Raw genomic sequence first — 16,180 nt, forward strand, 5'->3', positions numbered from 1 at the left:
GACGGTGAACGCGCCGTCCTGCCCCACCGACACCAGGCTCTACGCCAAGGGCCGCCTCGTCGCCGAGGGTTTCCCCGCCGATCAGGCCCCCGGGCTTCTCACCAAGCACCCCGACGCGGTCCTCTGGCTCGACCTCTATCGCCCCGGCCCGGACGACCTCGCCCTGGTGGCCGAGGAGTTCCACCTGCACCCGCTGGCGATCGAGGACGCCACCCAGGAGCACGAGCGCCCCAAACTCGACCGCTACCCGGAGCACCTGTTCCTCAACGTCTACGGGGTGGACGTCTCCACCAAGCCCGAGGACCCGCCGTTCGGCAAGACCGAGATCAGCGCGTTCGCCACCGAGCGAGCCCTGATCACCGTGCGCAAGGGCCCGTCCGACACGCAGAAGTTCGTCGACCGCTGGGACGCCGACGCCGAGCTGGCCGAGTCCGGCGGCGTCTCCTTCCTGCTCTACGGCCTGCTCGACGTGGTGGTGGACGGGCACGTCGACGCCGCCCAGCAGCTCGACGAGGCGATGGACCAGGTCGAGGATGCCCTGCTGGAGGAGGGCGGCGCACCTCGGGCGGTGCGGATGCACGGCATGCGGCTGCGCAAGACCGTGGCGGCGCTGCGCCGGGCGGTCACCCCGATGCCGGAGGTGATCGCCGAGGCGATGCGCAAGGACCTCGGCCTGGTCGACGAGAAGCTGCAGCCATACTTCCGGGACGTCGAGGACCACGCCCGGCACGCCGGGGACCAGGTCGAGCACCTGCGGGACCGGATCGAGGGGCTGCTCCAGGCCGACCTGGCCGAGCAGGGCAACGTGCTCAACGACATCACCCGCAAGCTGGCCGCCTGGGCCGCGGTGATCACCGTCCCGACCGCCCTCACCGGCTATTTCGGACAGAACCTCCCCTATCCGGGATATCAGCAGACGTGGGGTTACATCCAGAGCATGATCCTGCTGGTCGTCGTGGCCGGCGGCCTGTACTGGTACCTGAAGCGGCGCGGCTGGTTGTAGCCCCCTACGCGCGGTCCCGGTGACGTAACCTGCCCGGGTGTTCACGGTCATCTGGGGTGCGGTGCGGACACGCACTGCCCAGGTGCTGACCGTCCTGATCCTGACCGCGCTGGCCGCCTCGATCGCGGCGGCCGCGCCCTGGTTCGCCCTGGTCGCCGCCGACCGAGCCGCCGCGGCCGATGTCGCCGCCGCCCCGGCCGAGCAGCGCACCCTCTCGATCCGGCAGCGGGCGGAGACCGACGGCGACCCGCGCGCCTCGCTCCGGGAGTTCGCCGCGACCGTGCGCGGCCAGCTCCCGCTGCCGGCCGCCGACCCGATCACCGGCCTGGTGCAGCCGCTCAACGCCACCCACGGCACCGACACCCCGGCCATCCAGGTGGCCTACCGCGACGACTTCTGCGCCCACCTGCGCCTGGAGGGTCCGTGCCCGGCCGCGCCGTTCGAGGCGACGATCAGCCGCAACGCCGCCCAGCAGCTCGGCGTCTCGGCCGGCCAGACCATCGATCTGCGCAACACGCTGCTGGCCGAACCGGTCCGGCTCCGGGTGGTCTCGCTCTACGAGCTGAACGAGCCGGGCAGCCCGTACTGGAGCAATCCGCTCTTCCGCAAGGACACCGGGCTGGATCCGACGTTCACGCCGCTGGACACCTTCCAGAACCGTCAGCTTTGGCAACCCACCATTGCGTACGACGTACAGATCCCGGAAGGCCTGCTTCGCGGCGACAACGGTTACCGGCTCGGCCCGGTGCTGCAGGCCGCCACCGTCCGGCTGGATCAGGTCGACCTGCGGCTGGTCAACCTGAGCGGCCCACTGCTCGACACCATCATCCGTGACCGGGCCGCGATCGAGCGCGGCGTGCTCGTCTCGATGGTGCAGATCCTCATCCTCGCCTGGTTCGCGATCGGGCTCGCGGGCCGCTACACGGGTCGCGACCGCCGCGGCGACGCCGCCCTGCTCAAGCTGCGCGGCAGCACCCGCTGGTCGATGCTGCGGCTGGCTCTCGGCCAGCATCTCGTGCCGCTCGTCCTGGGCGCGCTGGCCGGCCTCCCGCTCGGCTACCTGATGGCCCGGGTGCTGGCCGGCCCGGTCACCCGGCCGGACGCCCAGCGCACCGCCCTGCTGCTGTCGGTGGCCGCGGTGGCCGCGGTGCTGGCCGGCGGCCTGATCGTGCTCGCCGTGATCGAGGGCGTGGTGCTTCGCCGCCCGGTCGCCGACCTGCTGCGCAACGTCGTCGGCGGCCGCGGCGACTGGCGGGCCGGCCTGGCCGACCTGCTGTTGCTGGCGATCGCCGTCGCCGCCGTCTACCAGGCCCGCTCCGGAGCGGCCGGCGCCGGCCTCGCGCTGGCCGCCCCCGCCCTGGTCGCCCTGGCGGTGGCGCTGCTGCTGGCCCGGCTGCTCGGCCGGGTGGCCGACCGGGGCGGCGGCGCGGCCGTGCGCACCGGCCGGCTCCGGCTCGGCCTGACCGCGGTCCAGGTGTCCCGGCAGCCCGGCAGCGACCGGGTGTTCGCACTGGTCGTGGTGGCCGTCGCGGTCTTCGGCACGGCGCTCGGCGGCTGGTGGGGCGAGCGCACCGCGCGGATCGAGCGCAGCGCCGCCGAGCTCGGCGCGGCCCGGGTGCTCACCGTGCAGGCGCCCAGCCGGACCGCGCTGCTGCGAGCGGTCCGCCAGGCCGACCCGGTGGGGGACCGGGCGATGGCCGTGGTGGTCGACCGGTCCAGCACCCTGCCGGTTCTCGCGGTGGACAGCACCCGGCTGGCCGCGGTGGCTCGCTGGCGCCCCGAGTACGGCCCGCGGCCCGACCTGTTCCAAGCCTCCCCGGCCGTGTCGCCGCCGATCACCGGGACCGGGCTCAGCCTGCGGCTGCGCTACGACAGCGCCGTTCCCGCCGCCCTGAGCCTGGTGCTGCAGAACGAGGACACCGGCGCCCCGGTCCGGGCCCGCTTCGGCGTTCCCGCCAAGGGCGAGCAGACGCTGACCGCGCCGATCGACGGCTGCACGACCGGCGGTTGCCGCATCCTGCGCTGGGAACTGACCAGCCCGCCGCAACCGGACGGCCGGATGTTCCCGCCGCCGGCCGGCGCCGCCGTGACCGTGCGGGGCCTCACCCAGCAGGGTCCGGACGCCGTCGTGCTGGACGCGACCGCCCTCGGCGACATCGCCCGCTGGCGGCCCGGCACGCTCGGTGCCGCCCTCGACGTGACGGCGGCCGGCGGCACCCTGCGACTGAGCGTGGACGCCAACCCGGCCGGCCTGCCGCAGATCGGCGACGCCGCGTACGCGGTGGACACCACCCTGCCGCTGCCGATCGTGAAGGCCGGTCCGCCGCTGCCGGAGTGGCAGTTCACCGAGCCGGCCCTGTTCGCGATCGACGGGCCCGGCGTGCCGGTGCGGATCGCCGGCACCGCCCGCGCGCTGCCCGTGGTCGGCCGCACCGGGGTGCTGGTCGACCTGGAGGCCAGCCGCCGCATCATCGGCGACACCGACGCGCCCGGCGACTTCCAGGTGTGGCTCACCCCGTCGGCCGGGGCGGCGACGATCCGGGCGCTGACCGCGGCCGGCCTGACCGTCGTCGGGGACGCGTCCATCAGCGGCCGGGCCGACGCCCTCGCCGATCAGGCCCCCGCGGTGACCAGCCGGTTCGCGATCGCGGCCGGGGTGGTCGCGTTGCTGCTCGCGGCGGCGGCGATCGGCGTGGCCGGGGCGGTGGACCGGCGAACCCGGCTCGACCAGCTCCGCGCGCTGCGGGTGCAGGGCCTGGACGGGCGGACCGCGGTCGCCGTCGCGTACGCCGGGACCGCCGTCCTCATCGGCGCCGGCGTCCTGGCCGGGATCGTCGCGGCCGCGCTGGCCCGGCCCCTCGCCCGGGTGACCGTACCCGCCTTCACCGACGGCTGGGACGTGCTGCCGCTGCCCAGCGCCCTCGGTGGGATGGCTCTCGCGGTCGCGCTGCCGGCCGCGCTCGTCGTCCTGGGCCTGACCGGCCTGCTCGCCGTGCTGCCGCTGATCCGCCGGCTGCGGACGGAGGACATCCGGTGATCGCCCTCGTCCTCGCCATGCTCTGGACCCGCCGCGGCCAGTCGGTGACCCTCGGGCTGCTGGCCCTGTTCGCGGTGGCCGCCGCGGTGGCCTCGCCGGCCTACCTGATCGCCACCGACCGGGCGGTGGCCGCCGGGCAGATCGCCACCGCCACCCCGGCCGAGCGCGGCGTCGTGATCACCGCGACCCAGGACGACCGCACCGTCGACCCCGGCACCCCCGACTTCACCAACGTCGGCGCGGCCCTGGTCAACCTGCCCGGGTTCAGCTACACCTACGCCGCCGAGTTCCCGGCCGTCGGGATCGAGAAGGACAACCTGCACCCGTCCCGGTTCACCTTCCGCCAGGGCGTCTGCGCGCACCTGCGGATCGTCGCCGGGCGCTGCCTGGCCGGTGAGGGCGAGGTGCTGCTCGGCGCGGCCACCGCGGCCCGGCTGCACCTGACCGCCGGCTCGGCGATCACGCTGACCTACGGCAAGTTCGTCGACGACCCGCGGGACCCGTACTACACGGCGGACGGCAAACCGAAACGCCTGGACGTGGCCGGCGTCTACGCCGTACCGGAACCGGGTGAGGTCTTCTGGGGCACCCACGGTTACTGGACCGCGGTGCCCAACCGCGGTCCGGGCGAGCCGGTGTTCGCCGGCGCGACCACGCTGAAGGCCTTCGACCACGGCCGCACCCAGATGTCGATCGACGGCACCGCCGGCCCGCAGGCGCTCGACATCGACCGTCTCGGCGAGCTGCGGGCCGGGCTGGCCAAGCTCGAGACGTCGGCGGCCCAGCTCGGCCCGACCATCCAGATCGACACGAGCATGCCTTACCTTCTGGACCGGATCGACGCCGGCCGGGCCGCGGCGCGGGTGCTGATCCCGGTGCTCGCCGTCCCCCTGGTCCTGCTCGCCTGCTTCAGCATCTTCCTGGCCGTCAGCTACGGCAGCCAGGGTCGCCAGCCGGAGCTGGCGTTGGTGGCGCTGCGCGGCACCCGCTGGTGGACGCGCTGGTGGCTGGCCACCGGCGAAAGCCTGATCGCCATCGGAATAGGCGCGGCGGCCGGTTGCCTGGCCGGCCAGTTGCTGGTCGACGCGGTGACGGCGGCCCGATTCGGCGACATCGGCTCCGGCGCGGACTGGTCGTCGCTGCGCTACGCCCCGATCGCCGCCCTGGCCGCGCTGGCCGCCGCCGTCCTGGCCCAGCGCCGCCAGCTGCTCAGCCCGGTGGCCACCCTGCTGCGCCGCAACCCGGTCGCGGCGAACGGCCCGCGAGCGGTCGCCGTCGAGGCGGTGATCGTGCTGCTCGCCGTGATCAGCGGCGTCCAGCTGGCGCTGAGCAACGGCGAACTGACCGGCATCGGCCGGCTCGCCCCCGCCTTCATCGTCCTGGCCGTGGCCCTGCTGGCGGCCCGTGCACTGATGCCGCTGATCACCCGGTACGCCACCCGGGCGCTGCGCGGCGGCCGGCTGGGGGCGGCCCTGGCCGCCTTCCAGCTCTCCCGCCGGCCCGGTGCCCAGCGGCTCTTCGCGCTGCTGGTGGCCACGGTCGCGGTGGCCGGCTACGGCGCCTGCGCGGTCGACGCCGCCACCCGCGGCCGCGAGATGCAGGCCGGCCTGGGCATCGGCGCCGACCGGGTGCTCACCGTCGAACCGCTGTTCCGCAGCCAGCTCCTGCACGCCGTCCGGCAGATCGACCCGGACGGCCGGTTCGCCATGGCGGTGGCCCGGCTGCCCAGCTCCACGGCCGGCGAGCCGATCGCCATCGCCGTCGACACGACCCGGCTGGGGACGGTCGCCAAGTGGCCGGGCGGCACGTCGGCCGCCGAGGTCGGCGAACGGCTGCGCCCGCCGGCCCCCGCGCCGATCGAGCTGCACGGTCAGGACCTGAGCCTGACCGCGACCACCGGCGGCATGATCGAGGGCCGGTCACTGGTGATCGCCCTGTCGGTGACCTCGCTGACCGGCCTCGGCGACGCGGTGGTCCAGCTCGGCGAGCTGCATCCCGGCCCCTGGAAATATCAGCAGCGGGCGCCGGTCTGCGCGCAGGGATGCCGGCTCAACGGCATCCAGCTGAACACCACCGCCACCATCGTCGGGGTGACCGCGAAGGTGGTGGTCAGCGCGATCGGCTCGGTCGACCCGGCCCGGCTGGACCCGTCCGGCTGGCGGGCACCCGCGGTCGCGAAGATCGCCAAGGACCCGGCCGGCCTGCTCATCGACCTCGACGCCGGCAGCGGCCTGCCGACCGGCGCGTGGATCCACCCGGCCGACACCCCGTCGCCGCTGCCCGCCGCGTACGCGGGCGCGCCACCGGTCGGCAACACGCTCACCGACATGGACGGCGAACTGATGCGGGTCGCGCTGACCGACCGCCTCCCGGCCGTGCCCCGGATCGGCGACCGGGGCGCGATCGTCGACCTCGACTACGCCGACCGCAACTCCGCGCACGCCTCGGTCGCGCTGGAACCACAGGTGTGGTTGAACGACCGGGCGCCCGCCGACATCCTCGACCGGCTCGGCGCGGCCGGCCTGACCGTGACCGGCGACAACAGCTCCACCACGGTGCGCCGGCAACTGGACGAGCAGGGCCCGGCGCTGGCGCTCTGGTTCTACCTGCTGGCCGGTGCGCTGTCGGTGCTGCTGGGCGCGGGCGCGCTGGTGCTGGCGGCCGCGGTCGACCGGGCCCGCCGGGTGGAGGACCTCACCGCCCTGCGCACCCAGGGCCTGCGCCGCCCGACCGCCGCCCGGGCGACCCTGTGGACCTATCCGGTGCTGGTCGCCTTCGCGTCCCTGATCGGTGTGCTGACCGCCCTGGTCACCTGGGCGATGACCGGCTGGGCGCTGCCCCTGGCCGGCCTCAACCCGCCCAGCCTGCCGCTGCCCGGCTGGCCCGGCGCCCTCTCGGTGGCCGGCACCACGCTGCTGGTGCTTATCCTGCTCACCATCGTCGCCGCCGGCACCGGCGGCGACCTGCACCGGCGGATCGACCGGGGAACGGGGAACTGATCACGTGAAGACGCTGACGGTCGACGGGGCCGACCTGGCCTGGGAGAGTGACCGGGCGGTGCTGGCCGGTGTCACGGTCACCGCGAGGCCGGGGGAGATCCTGGCCATCACCGGCACCTCCGGCGCCGGGAAGACGACGCTGCTCAGCGCGATGGCCGGACTGCTGCGGCCGACGGCCGGCCAGGTCCTGGTGGACGGCGAGCCGCTGGCCGACCGCGATCACGCGGTCAAGCTGGGCGTGGTGCTGATCCCGCAGGACAACGGTCTCGCCGCGATCCTCACCGCCGCCGAGAACATCTCGGTCGCGGTCATCGCGACCGGCGGCACACCGGCCGAGGCCCGCCGCCGCACCGCCGAGGCGCTCGAGCCGCTCGGCCTCTCCGGCCAGGCCAACCAGCTGATCGAGGAGCTGTCCGGCGGCCAGCAGCAGCGCACGGCGATCGCCCGCGGCCTCGCCCTGCGCGGCGACGTCCTGCTGGCCGACGAGATCACCAGCGAACTGGACGCGGCCAACCGTCAGCGCGTCATCGAACTGCTGCGCGCCGAGGCGGCCCGCGGCGCCGCCGTCGTCTTCGCCACCCACGATCCGGAGGCGGCCGCGTCCTGCGACCGCGAACTCCACCTGGCCGACGGCGAGGCGATCTGGGCCCGCCCCTGAGAGTTCCGGGCCGGCTCCTCGAAAGAGGACCCGGCCCGGGCGGTGATCAGATCCGTCCGACGCAGCTGTCGGATTCGTCGGGCGTCGCCGGTGTGCCCCAGCTGCTGTAAGACCAACAGGCGTTGTAGTGATCGCCCGAACTGCGGTCGGCGATCATGTAGGTCCACGTCGTCTCGCCGGCGTCGCATGCCGCCGCGTGGTCTCCGGCCAGTCGTTGCCGGGACGTCTGCACGCCGTTGGTGAATTGAATGAAGCTGACATACAACGCCGCGGTGGGGTCGGGATAATCGCACGTGGCGCGAGCCCACCAGGCGTCACAGGCGGACGAATAGCGCATCGCCACCGTCACGCGATCGGAACTGTAGACATTTCCCTTGCTGACGGCGTCGGAACTGCAGCCCATGGTCTGTGGGTCGCGTCCCGCGCAGGAGCTGCCGGAACAGCTGGCCGCGAGGCTGGCCTGGGCCGGGACCAGGCTGAGCCCGATCGCCACGATGGCCAGGACGGCGAATGCAGCGGCCCGGCCGAACAGTGAACGTACTAGTGACATATTCATTTCTCCCCGTTAGCCAATGGAATCGCTCGCATTGACGAACGTCAGGCTAGCATCGGGGATTAAGAGGCGCTAGGCGACGTTTTCGGTGCCGCCCGGAACGAGGGTTACCTCGCCGTCGACGTGCTGCACGGTGAACAGCGTGCCGGGCGGGTAACTGCCCAGCACTTCGGGTGGCAGCTGCACCGTGCCGTCGCCGGCGACCACGGCGAAGTCCTGCCCGTCGCGGCCCTCGGCCCCCACCCGGCCGTCGCGGATCGTCACCGCGCGGCCCAGCCGGGCGCCGACCTCGTTGTCGTGGGTCACCACCACGATCGTGGTCTGCCGCTCGGCGTTCACCGTCTCCATCGCGGCCAGCACCTCGTCGCGGCCGGCCGTGTCGAGGCGGCTGGTGGGCTCGTCGACCAGCAGCAGGCCGGGGCCGGTGGCGATGCCGACCGCCAGGGCCGCGCGCTGGCGGCCGCCGGGGGTGAGGTCGGAGAGGCGCTGGCGGCCCTGGCCGGGCAGGCCGACCAGGTCGAGGATGCGGTCGGGGTCGTCCAGCTTGATGCCGCGGGTGTGCGCGGCGCGGCGCTGGGCCAGCCAGATGTTGCGGTGCAGCGATGCGTACGGCAGGAGGTTGCGGGACGCGCCCTGCAGGACCACGCCGATCTCGGTGCCGCGCAGCCGGGAGATCTCGCCGTCGGAGAGCTTGCCCATGTCGTAGGTGCCGATGTTGATGCGGCCGGCCGACGGCCGCATCAGGCCGGCCAGCAGCGCGATCAGCGTCGACTTGCCGGAACCGGACGGGCCGACCAGCGCGATCGTCTCGCCGGGCGCGATGGAGAGGTCGACGCCGGCCAGGGCGACGACGTCACCGGCCTCGGCCCGGTAGATGTGCACCACCCGGCGGCAGGCCACGGCAAGTCCGTTCATGGGCTCAAACTAGCGAAGATCCGGTGATCGTGACGACCCCCGCCGGGTCCTACCCTGCCCATCGCGTACAAAAAAGGCAGCCGCCGCCGGACCGCTCGCCGGAGGCGGGAACCGCGGCGGAACCAACGGTCGCTGGTAAGTGTCCGGTGAGATGCTTTTAGGGTGTTCCCCGTGCGTGACATCGCCGTATTCTCCGGATCCGCCCACCCCGAACTGGCCGCCGAGATCTGCCTGCACCTGGGCGTCCCGCTGGCGCCGACCAAGACCTCCCGGTTCGCCAACGACTGCATCGAGGTGCAGCTGCAGGGCAACTGCCGGGAGAAGGACGTCTTCCTGATCCAGCCGCTGGTTCCGCCGACCCAGGAAAATCTGGTCGAGCTGCTGTTCATGCTCAACGCCGCGCGCGGTGCCAGCGCCGGCCGGATCACCGTGGTGCTGCCGCACTACGCGTACGCCCGCAGCGACAAGAAGGACGCCCCGCGCATCTCGATCGGTGGCCGCCTGGTCGCCGATCTGCTCACCACGGCCGGCGCCGATCGGGTGCTGGCCATGACCCTGCACTCACCGCAGGTGCACGGCTTCTTCGGCATCCCGGTCGACCATCTGCACGCGCTGCGTGAGCTGGCCGAGCACTTCCGCGGCTACGACCTGAGCAACACCGTGGTGGTCTCGCCCGATCTGGGCAACGCGAAGGAGGCGGCGGCCTTCGCCCGCCTGCTCGACGTCGAGGTCGCCGCGGGGGCGAAGCAGCGCTTCGCCGACGACAAGGTCGTGATCAGTACGGTGATCGGCGACGTCACCGACCGGGACGTGATCGTGCTGGACGACGAGATCGCCAAGGGCAGCACGGTGTTCGAGCTGCTCGCCCGGCTGCGCGAGCGGAACGTCCGCAGCGTCCGGGTGGCGTGCACGCACGGGTTGTTCTCCGGTGACGCGATCAAGCGGCTCTCCGAGGAGAAGGAGATCGAAGAGATCGTCTGCACCAACACGGTGCCGATCCCGGCCGAGAACCACACGGAGAAACTGACCGTCCTGTCGGTGGCGCCGGCGCTCGCCGAGGCGATGCGCCGCATCCACAACGGTGAATCGGTCAGCGCGCTGTTCGCTTGAGGTTTTTGGGGTGAGCGGGGGTTGGGGAGGGCGTCCCGACCCCCGCTCCAGTCCATGTGGACGGATTGGTGTCTTACGGAACCGGTGTCACGCGAGAGTTCTGGGTGGGTCTCCCTTCATTCGTGGGGATCAATACTGGGAGCGCTCCCAAACGACTCTAGCGGGCCGCCGGGGAGTTGAGAAGGGCTGCCTCAGGTCGTCGCTGTACAGGTGACCGTCGGAGTGGCCGCCGCGCCCGAGGCGAGGAAGCCGAAGGTGGTGCTGCCACCGGCACTCAACGCGCCGTTGTAGGTGGCATTCGTCGACGTCAGCACGTTGCCGCTGACCGTCGAGGTGGCGTTCCAGGTCTGCTGGATGCTCGGCGCACTCGGGAAGGTGAGGCGTGCCGTCCAGCTCTTGATCGGCGCCGATCCCGCCGTGACCACGACCGTGCCCTGGTAGCCACCGGACCACTGGCTGGCCAGCTGGTAGGAGGCCGAGCAGGCGCCGGTGGCCGGGGTGGTGGTGGGGGCGGTCGTCGGAACCGTGGTGGGCGCGGTCGTCGGGGTCGTGGTGGGCGTCGTCGTCGGCGGAGTCGTCGGCGAGGTGGTCGGCGTGGTCGTGCTGCCGCCGCCACCGAAGTCCACGTCGCTGCACCAGTAGTACGACTGGTCCAGGTGGCTGGCCTGCCAGATCGTGTAGATCATGGCCCGGCCGGTGCGGCCGCTCAGCGACACCGGGATGTTCAGCTGCACGCCGCCGGTCACCGTGGTCCACTGCGAGGCCGGCGTGTTGCCGACCACCGCGACCCGGGTGAGGTCCGACCACTTGAGGGCGGTCGTCGCCGGGTTGAAGCCCGGATTCGTGACGTAGACCCACAGGTAGTCGGCGCCGTGCAGCGCCTGGTCGAAGACCTGGACGGTGAAGTTGTTGCTGATCGTGGTGGCCTTCCAGTCACCGACCGTGTCCAGCGCGTTGTAGCGGCCGCTCTGCGTGTGGCCGGCGCTGCACAACTGACCGTCCGGAATGGCTCCCTGGTGGTTGCCGGCGACGCCCTCCCGGAAGAGGCCGTTCCAGTTCCACATCGCTTGGGGGTCGGCCTGCCAGGCCTGCCAGCACATCGGGTCCAAGGTGGCCATGGTCGGGTCCTGGAACTTGTCACCCCAGCGCGACCAGCAGCCGTAGTTGCGGGAGGCGGGGCTGATGACATTGCCGTGCGCGGATGCCGGACCGACCGGGATGGCGACGGCGAAGGCGGCGGTGAGCACGCCGGCGAGGACGCCGACGAGCAGGCGCATGCGTTTTCTGGACATGAGGGCTCAGTACTCCGCGGGGATCTCTGGCCTCGGTGGACGAGGCCATGGGGTCATGGGGGAAGGGTGCGGAGGCTGCCCTCGCCCTCCGCGGCGTGACCCGGCGAGTGACGCCTACCCTCCCTGTTGAATTGACATCTGTCAATAATGAACGGCTCGTGTCGTACACCCTCGGGGGACCGGGGGACGCGCGGGCGTGCGGCCGTGCGGAACAATGCCCGCGATACGGCCGTACGGGCGAGGAGGGTCATTCACATGCCGGAACGCGACGCCGCGGACCTGCTGCGCGACGCCAAACGGGTCGTGGTCTTCACGGGCGCCGGGATGTCCGCCGAGAGCGGCGTGCCCACCTTCCGGGACTCGCTGACCGGACTCTGGGCGCGCTTCGACCCCCAGGCACTCGCCACCCCGGAGGCGTTCGAGGCCGACCCGGCCCTGGTCTGGGGGTGGTACGAGTGGCGCCGCGCCGAGGTGGAACGGGTCGCACCCAATGCCGGGCACCGGGCCGTGGTCGCGATCGCCAACCGCGTCGCCAGCACCGTCGTGATCACTCAGAACATCGACGACCTGCACGAACGGGCCGGCTCGGAGGAGGTCGTCCACCTGCACGGCAGCCTGTTCGAGCCGCGCTGCTCGGGCTGTGGCCGACCGGCGGAGACCGGCGACCGGCCCGCCGAGGGTGGCCCGGTCCCGCCGCCCGTCTGCGGTGACTGCGGCGCCGACGTACGCCCCGGCGTCGTCTGGTTCGGTGAGCAGTTGCCGGTCAACGCTCTGTCGGCCGCCGCCGAGGCCGCTTTCGACTGCGACCTGCTGCTGACCATCGGCACCTCCGGCATGGTCTACCCCGCCGCCGAGATCCCCTACGTCGCCGACCGGGCCGGCGCGAAGGTCATCCAGATCAACCCCGAGGCCACCGCGCTCGACTCGGTGGCCGCCGTCAGCCTGCGCGGTCCGGCTGCCCAGGTCCTGCCCGATCTGGTGGCAAAAGCATGGGGTGGCCGATGATCGGGCCGCAAGGTTTCCGGGCGTCGGGTTAGCGACGGAGGACGTCAGCATGGTCATGACGTTCGCCTTCGATGCATCGGCACCAGGTGTCGCCTATTGGACGTCGTAGCGTAGGCGCTCTTGCGCGTAGCGTCAGCGCCATGGGCCTATTTGCGCACGTCAGTGATGTTCATATCGACGCGGGGGAGCGCAGTGTCAAGCGCGCCGGCCGGGTCTTCCGCTACCTGGCCGAGTTGCCGACGCCGCCCGACGCGGTGATCGTCACGGGGGACCTCGCCGATCATGGCGCCGAGTCGGAGTACGAACGGCTTCGTGAACTCGTCGACCTGCCCGTCCCGGTGCTCTGGTGCCCCGGTAACCACGACGCCCGCGAGCCCTACCGTAAGGCGCTGCTCGGCGAAGCACCCGACGCCCGGCCGATCAACCGGGCCTTCGAGATCAACGGCGTACTGATCCTGATGCTCGACTCCAGCATCCCGGGGCGCAACGACGGCCTGCTCGCCGACGAGACGCTCGAGTGGCTGGCCGCGGCCCTCGCCAACCAGCCCGACCTGCCGACCTTCGTGTGCTTCCACCATCCGCCGGAACCGCTGGGCATACCGTTCATCGACGAGATGCGGCAGTTCGGCACCGAGCGCCTGGCCGCGCTGGTCGAGCGGCACCCTCAAGTGGTGGCACTGCTCTGCGGGCACGCGCACACCCCGGCCGCGAGCATCTTCGCCGGGCGCCCGATGCTGGTCGCCCCGAGCATCACGTCGACGCTGATGCTGCCCTTCGAGACCGACGAGATCATCAACCGCGACCTGCCGCCGATGATCGCGTTCCACCTGCTCGGCGAGGACCGCCGCCTCACCACCCACTACCGCGTCATTCTCTAGGCATTGGTTGCAAACCTGGCGAATAGGCCGCACGCATCCCACCAGACACGGATCATGTCGACATGGGTGTCATGGCTTACCCCCTCCGGTACGCACTAGCCGACCTCGCCCTGGCGTTGAGCCGGGTCGCCGACAACTACGCCGAGGTGCGATCCACCGCGGTACGCGCGGCGGCCGACATGATCGGCGACGGCGCCGGGGTCCAACTTCTACGCGACGACGGCCGGTACGACTCGATCACCTACCGGCACGTCGACGACGAACGATCGGCGTCGCTGGGCCGGGTGCTCGATCACGTGGGCCAGTTGCCCGACGACGACTTCTCCACCGCCCTCGCCGCGAGCCGGCGGCCGATAGTGCTGGCCGGCGACGGAGTGGAACCCCTGGCCGGGGACGAGCACCAGATCCACGCGGCCGTGCTGGTCCCGGTGATCGTCGACAACACCTACTCCGGCTATCTGGTGCTGACCCGCGAGACGCCGGGCGCGTTCTACTCGACCGCCGAGGTCGAGCTGGCCCGCGACATCGCCGGCGAACTGGCCCTGGCCGTCTCCAGTGCCCGCGCGCTGGAACGGCTGCGGGCCAGCGAGGAGCGCTACCGCCGGGTGCTCGAGACCATCCCCGAGGGGGTGCTCCAGCTCGACCCGGACGGCGTCGCGACGTACGCGAACGAACCGATGGGCGTGGTCCTCGGCATGCCCCGCCCCCAACTGGTCGGGGTGTCGCTGCGCGGCTTTCTCGACGACCAGGGCCAGAAGGAGCTCACCCGCCGCCTCGGCGAGTGCGAGCAGGGCCGCTCCACGGTCGGCGCGACCCGGCTCATGCGGGCCGACGGTTCCCGCCGCAGCGTGCGGATGAGCATGATGCCGCTGATGGACGACCAGTCGAAGTACACCGGCGTGGTCTGCATGGTCACCGACACCACCGATCACATCGACGCCCGCGGCCTCAAGCGCCAACTCGACCACCTGCGCCGGCTCGACAGTCTCGGCCAGCTGATCGGCGGCATCTCGCACGACTTCAACAACCTGCTCACCGTCGTCGGCGGCTCGGCCGACATGATCCTCACCGAGGCCGAGGAGGGTTCGCCCCAGCACCGGATGGCCCAGGACATCCTGGAGGCGGTCGGCACCGGCCGTACCCTCACCCATCAGCTGCTGGCCTTCGGCCGCAGCGAGGGCAACCGCCCCGAGATCATCCCGATCCCCGACCTGCTCACCGACGTGCAATCGCTCTTCAGCCGTACGCTCGGCGAGCACATCGGCCTGGACCTGGCGTTCGGGGCCGACGTGTGGCCGGTGCGGGCCGAGCGCGGCCCGCTCGAGCAGGCCCTGGTCAACGTGGCGGCCAACGCCCGCGACGCGATGCTGCGCGGCGGCATGCTGCGGGTGGCCGCGTCGAACGAGGTGCACGAGCAGGGCGAGCCGCCCGAGGGCGTCCCGACCGGCCGCCTCGTGCACATGGTGATCACCGATACCGGCACCGGCATGACCGAAGAGGTACGTCAGCGCGCGCTCGAACCGTTCTTCACCACCCGTCCCACCGCGGCCGGGCTCGGCCTGGCCACCACCGCCGGCATCGTGCAGGGCATCGGCGGCCACATCGAGCTGGAGTCGCAGCCCCGCCTCGGCACCACGGTCCACCTCTACCTGCCGGCCGCCGAGGAGAAACCGGCCTCGGCCGAGGCGCGCCAGTCCCAGGTGATCGGCAACGTCCTGATCGTCGAGGATCAGCCCGAGGTGGCCCAGCTGGTGCAGCGCCTGATCGAACCGGCCGGCTACGCCATCACGGTGGCCACCGACGCGCTGATGGCGGTGACCCAGGTCGCCGCGGGCGCCCACCCCGACCTGCTGATCACCGACGTGGTGATGCCGACCATGACCGGCCCGGAGCTGGCCGGGGCCCTGCGCACCCACCAGCCCGACCTGCCGGTTCTCTACATGTCCGGCTACACGGCGGCGTCGCTCGGCCCGCAGCTGCATCTGGACGACAACAGCATGCTGATCGAGAAGCCGTTCACCCGCTCCACCCTGCTGGGTGCCATCCGCAACCTCTGCGGCCCACAGCCCACCCCCGGGGAGTAGCTCAGCCGCCACTCAGTGATCCGCGCCTATGGTTCCGGCCATGGCGCGGTTCCTGCTGTGGTGCGGCGTGGTGGCCGGCCCGCTGTTCGTGGCGGTGTTCCTGATCAATGACCTGATCCGGCCGGACTACGACCCGGTGCGGGATTTCGTGAGCGAGGCCGCGATCGGGCCGGGCGGCCGGCTGCAGATCGCGAGCTTCCTGATCACCGGCGCGCTGATGGTGGCCTTCTCGGTTGCGGTGGGCCGGGTCGTGTCGCGCTGGACGGGCCGGCTGCTGGCCGTGTTCGGCGTCGGGCTGATGCTGGCCGGCGTCTTCGTCAGCGACCCGGTGCCGCACACCGTCCGGACCTCGCACGGCACGATCCATGATCTCGTTTCGTTGATCGTCTTCGCCGCGCTGGCCGCCGCGGCGTTCGTTGCGGCCCGCTGGCGGCCGGCGCCCGTCTGGACCTGGTACTGCCGCGCCGTCGGTGTCGCCGTCCCGGTTCTGTTCATCCTGGCCGGCGGCATCGAGTCGGCGACCGGCGTCTTCCAGCGCCTCACCATCGCGATCGGCTGGACGTGGGCGGCCGTGCTCGGTCTCCGTGCGCTGCGTACTTGATCTGCCGAACGACTGCCGGGCGGGGCGGTGACGCGAATCCCGCTA

The 16,180-nt window shown here is 72.2% G+C and carries 12 protein-coding genes; 9 read left to right on the forward strand and 3 right to left on the reverse strand.

Features of this window, described 5'->3' with window-relative positions; translation table 11 throughout:
• The first annotated feature begins 4 nt into the window (after nt 1-4).
• From Ato02nite_RS25355 to Ato02nite_RS25370, 4 genes are read left to right on the forward strand one after another with little or no spacing between them, the layout of a single operon-like run.
• Nucleotides 5-1,003, forward strand: coding sequence for a magnesium transporter CorA family protein (locus tag Ato02nite_RS25355; protein WP_246607408.1), 999 nt, complete (start codon nt 5-7; stop codon nt 1,001-1,003).
• Nucleotides 1,004-1,040: 37 nt separating this feature from the next.
• A complete protein-coding gene (locus Ato02nite_RS25360) occupies nt 1,041-4,040 on the forward strand; it encodes an FtsX-like permease family protein (protein ID WP_213009112.1) in 3,000 nt (999 codons plus the stop codon).
• Nucleotides 4,037-7,039: a hypothetical protein gene (locus tag Ato02nite_RS52580; RefSeq protein ID WP_213009113.1), complete on the forward strand. Its 3,003-nt coding sequence runs from the start codon at nt 4,037-4,039 to the stop codon at nt 7,037-7,039. Before Ato02nite_RS25360 ends, Ato02nite_RS52580 begins: the two co-directional genes overlap by 4 nt.
• Nucleotides 7,040-7,043: 4 nt before the next feature.
• Nucleotides 7,044-7,697, forward strand: coding sequence for an ABC transporter ATP-binding protein (locus Ato02nite_RS25370; protein ID WP_213009114.1), 654 nt, complete (start codon nt 7,044-7,046; stop codon nt 7,695-7,697).
• Between the two features lie 46 nt (nt 7,698-7,743).
• On the opposite strand, the gene Ato02nite_RS25375 is transcribed toward Ato02nite_RS25370, so the two are convergent.
• Both Ato02nite_RS25375 and Ato02nite_RS25380 read right to left on the reverse strand, forming a co-directional pair.
• Entirely contained in the window at nt 7,744-8,190 is a 447-nt protein-coding gene (locus tag Ato02nite_RS25375) for a DUF2690 domain-containing protein (protein WP_213009115.1), read from the reverse strand.
• A gap of 132 nt (nt 8,191-8,322) precedes the next feature.
• Nucleotides 8,323-9,165: an ABC transporter ATP-binding protein gene (locus Ato02nite_RS25380; protein ID WP_213009116.1), complete on the reverse strand. Its 843-nt coding sequence runs from the start codon at nt 9,163-9,165 to the stop codon at nt 8,323-8,325.
• A gap of 171 nt (nt 9,166-9,336) precedes the next feature.
• On the opposite strand from Ato02nite_RS25380, the gene Ato02nite_RS25385 reads away from it, so the two are divergent.
• Nucleotides 9,337-10,275: a ribose-phosphate diphosphokinase gene (locus Ato02nite_RS25385; protein WP_213009117.1), complete on the forward strand. Its 939-nt coding sequence runs from the start codon at nt 9,337-9,339 to the stop codon at nt 10,273-10,275.
• A 191-nt stretch (nt 10,276-10,466) separates the two neighbouring features.
• Here the strand turns inward: Ato02nite_RS25385 and Ato02nite_RS25390 are convergent, their stop codons facing one another.
• Nucleotides 10,467-11,567 carry a lytic polysaccharide monooxygenase gene (locus Ato02nite_RS25390; protein WP_213009118.1) on the reverse strand — a complete coding sequence of 367 codons (1,101 nt, stop codon included), beginning with the start codon at nt 11,565-11,567 and terminating at the stop codon, nt 10,467-10,469.
• Between the two features lie 255 nt (nt 11,568-11,822).
• On the opposite strand from Ato02nite_RS25390, the gene Ato02nite_RS25395 reads away from it, so the two are divergent.
• The 4 genes from Ato02nite_RS25395 (at nt 11,823) to Ato02nite_RS25410 (ending at nt 16,135) form a co-directional block, all read left to right on the forward strand.
• A complete protein-coding gene (locus Ato02nite_RS25395) occupies nt 11,823-12,572 on the forward strand; it encodes an SIR2 family NAD-dependent protein deacylase (RefSeq protein WP_213009119.1) in 750 nt (249 codons plus the stop codon).
• Between the two features lie 140 nt (nt 12,573-12,712).
• Nucleotides 12,713-13,450: a phosphodiesterase gene (locus Ato02nite_RS25400; protein WP_213009120.1), complete on the forward strand. Its 738-nt coding sequence runs from the start codon at nt 12,713-12,715 to the stop codon at nt 13,448-13,450.
• 71 nt (nt 13,451-13,521) lie between these two features.
• Nucleotides 13,522-15,534 carry a response regulator gene (locus Ato02nite_RS25405; protein ID WP_246607409.1) on the forward strand — a complete coding sequence of 671 codons (2,013 nt, stop codon included), beginning with the start codon at nt 13,522-13,524 and terminating at the stop codon, nt 15,532-15,534.
• A gap of 40 nt (nt 15,535-15,574) precedes the next feature.
• Nucleotides 15,575-16,135, forward strand: a complete 561-nt coding sequence (locus Ato02nite_RS25410) for a DUF998 domain-containing protein (protein ID WP_213009122.1) — start codon at nt 15,575-15,577, stop codon at nt 16,133-16,135.
• Nucleotides 16,136-16,180 lie beyond the last annotated feature (45 nt).

The organism is Paractinoplanes toevensis, from assembly GCF_018332695.1.
Classification (GTDB): domain Bacteria; phylum Actinomycetota; class Actinomycetes; order Mycobacteriales; family Micromonosporaceae; genus Actinoplanes; species Actinoplanes toevensis.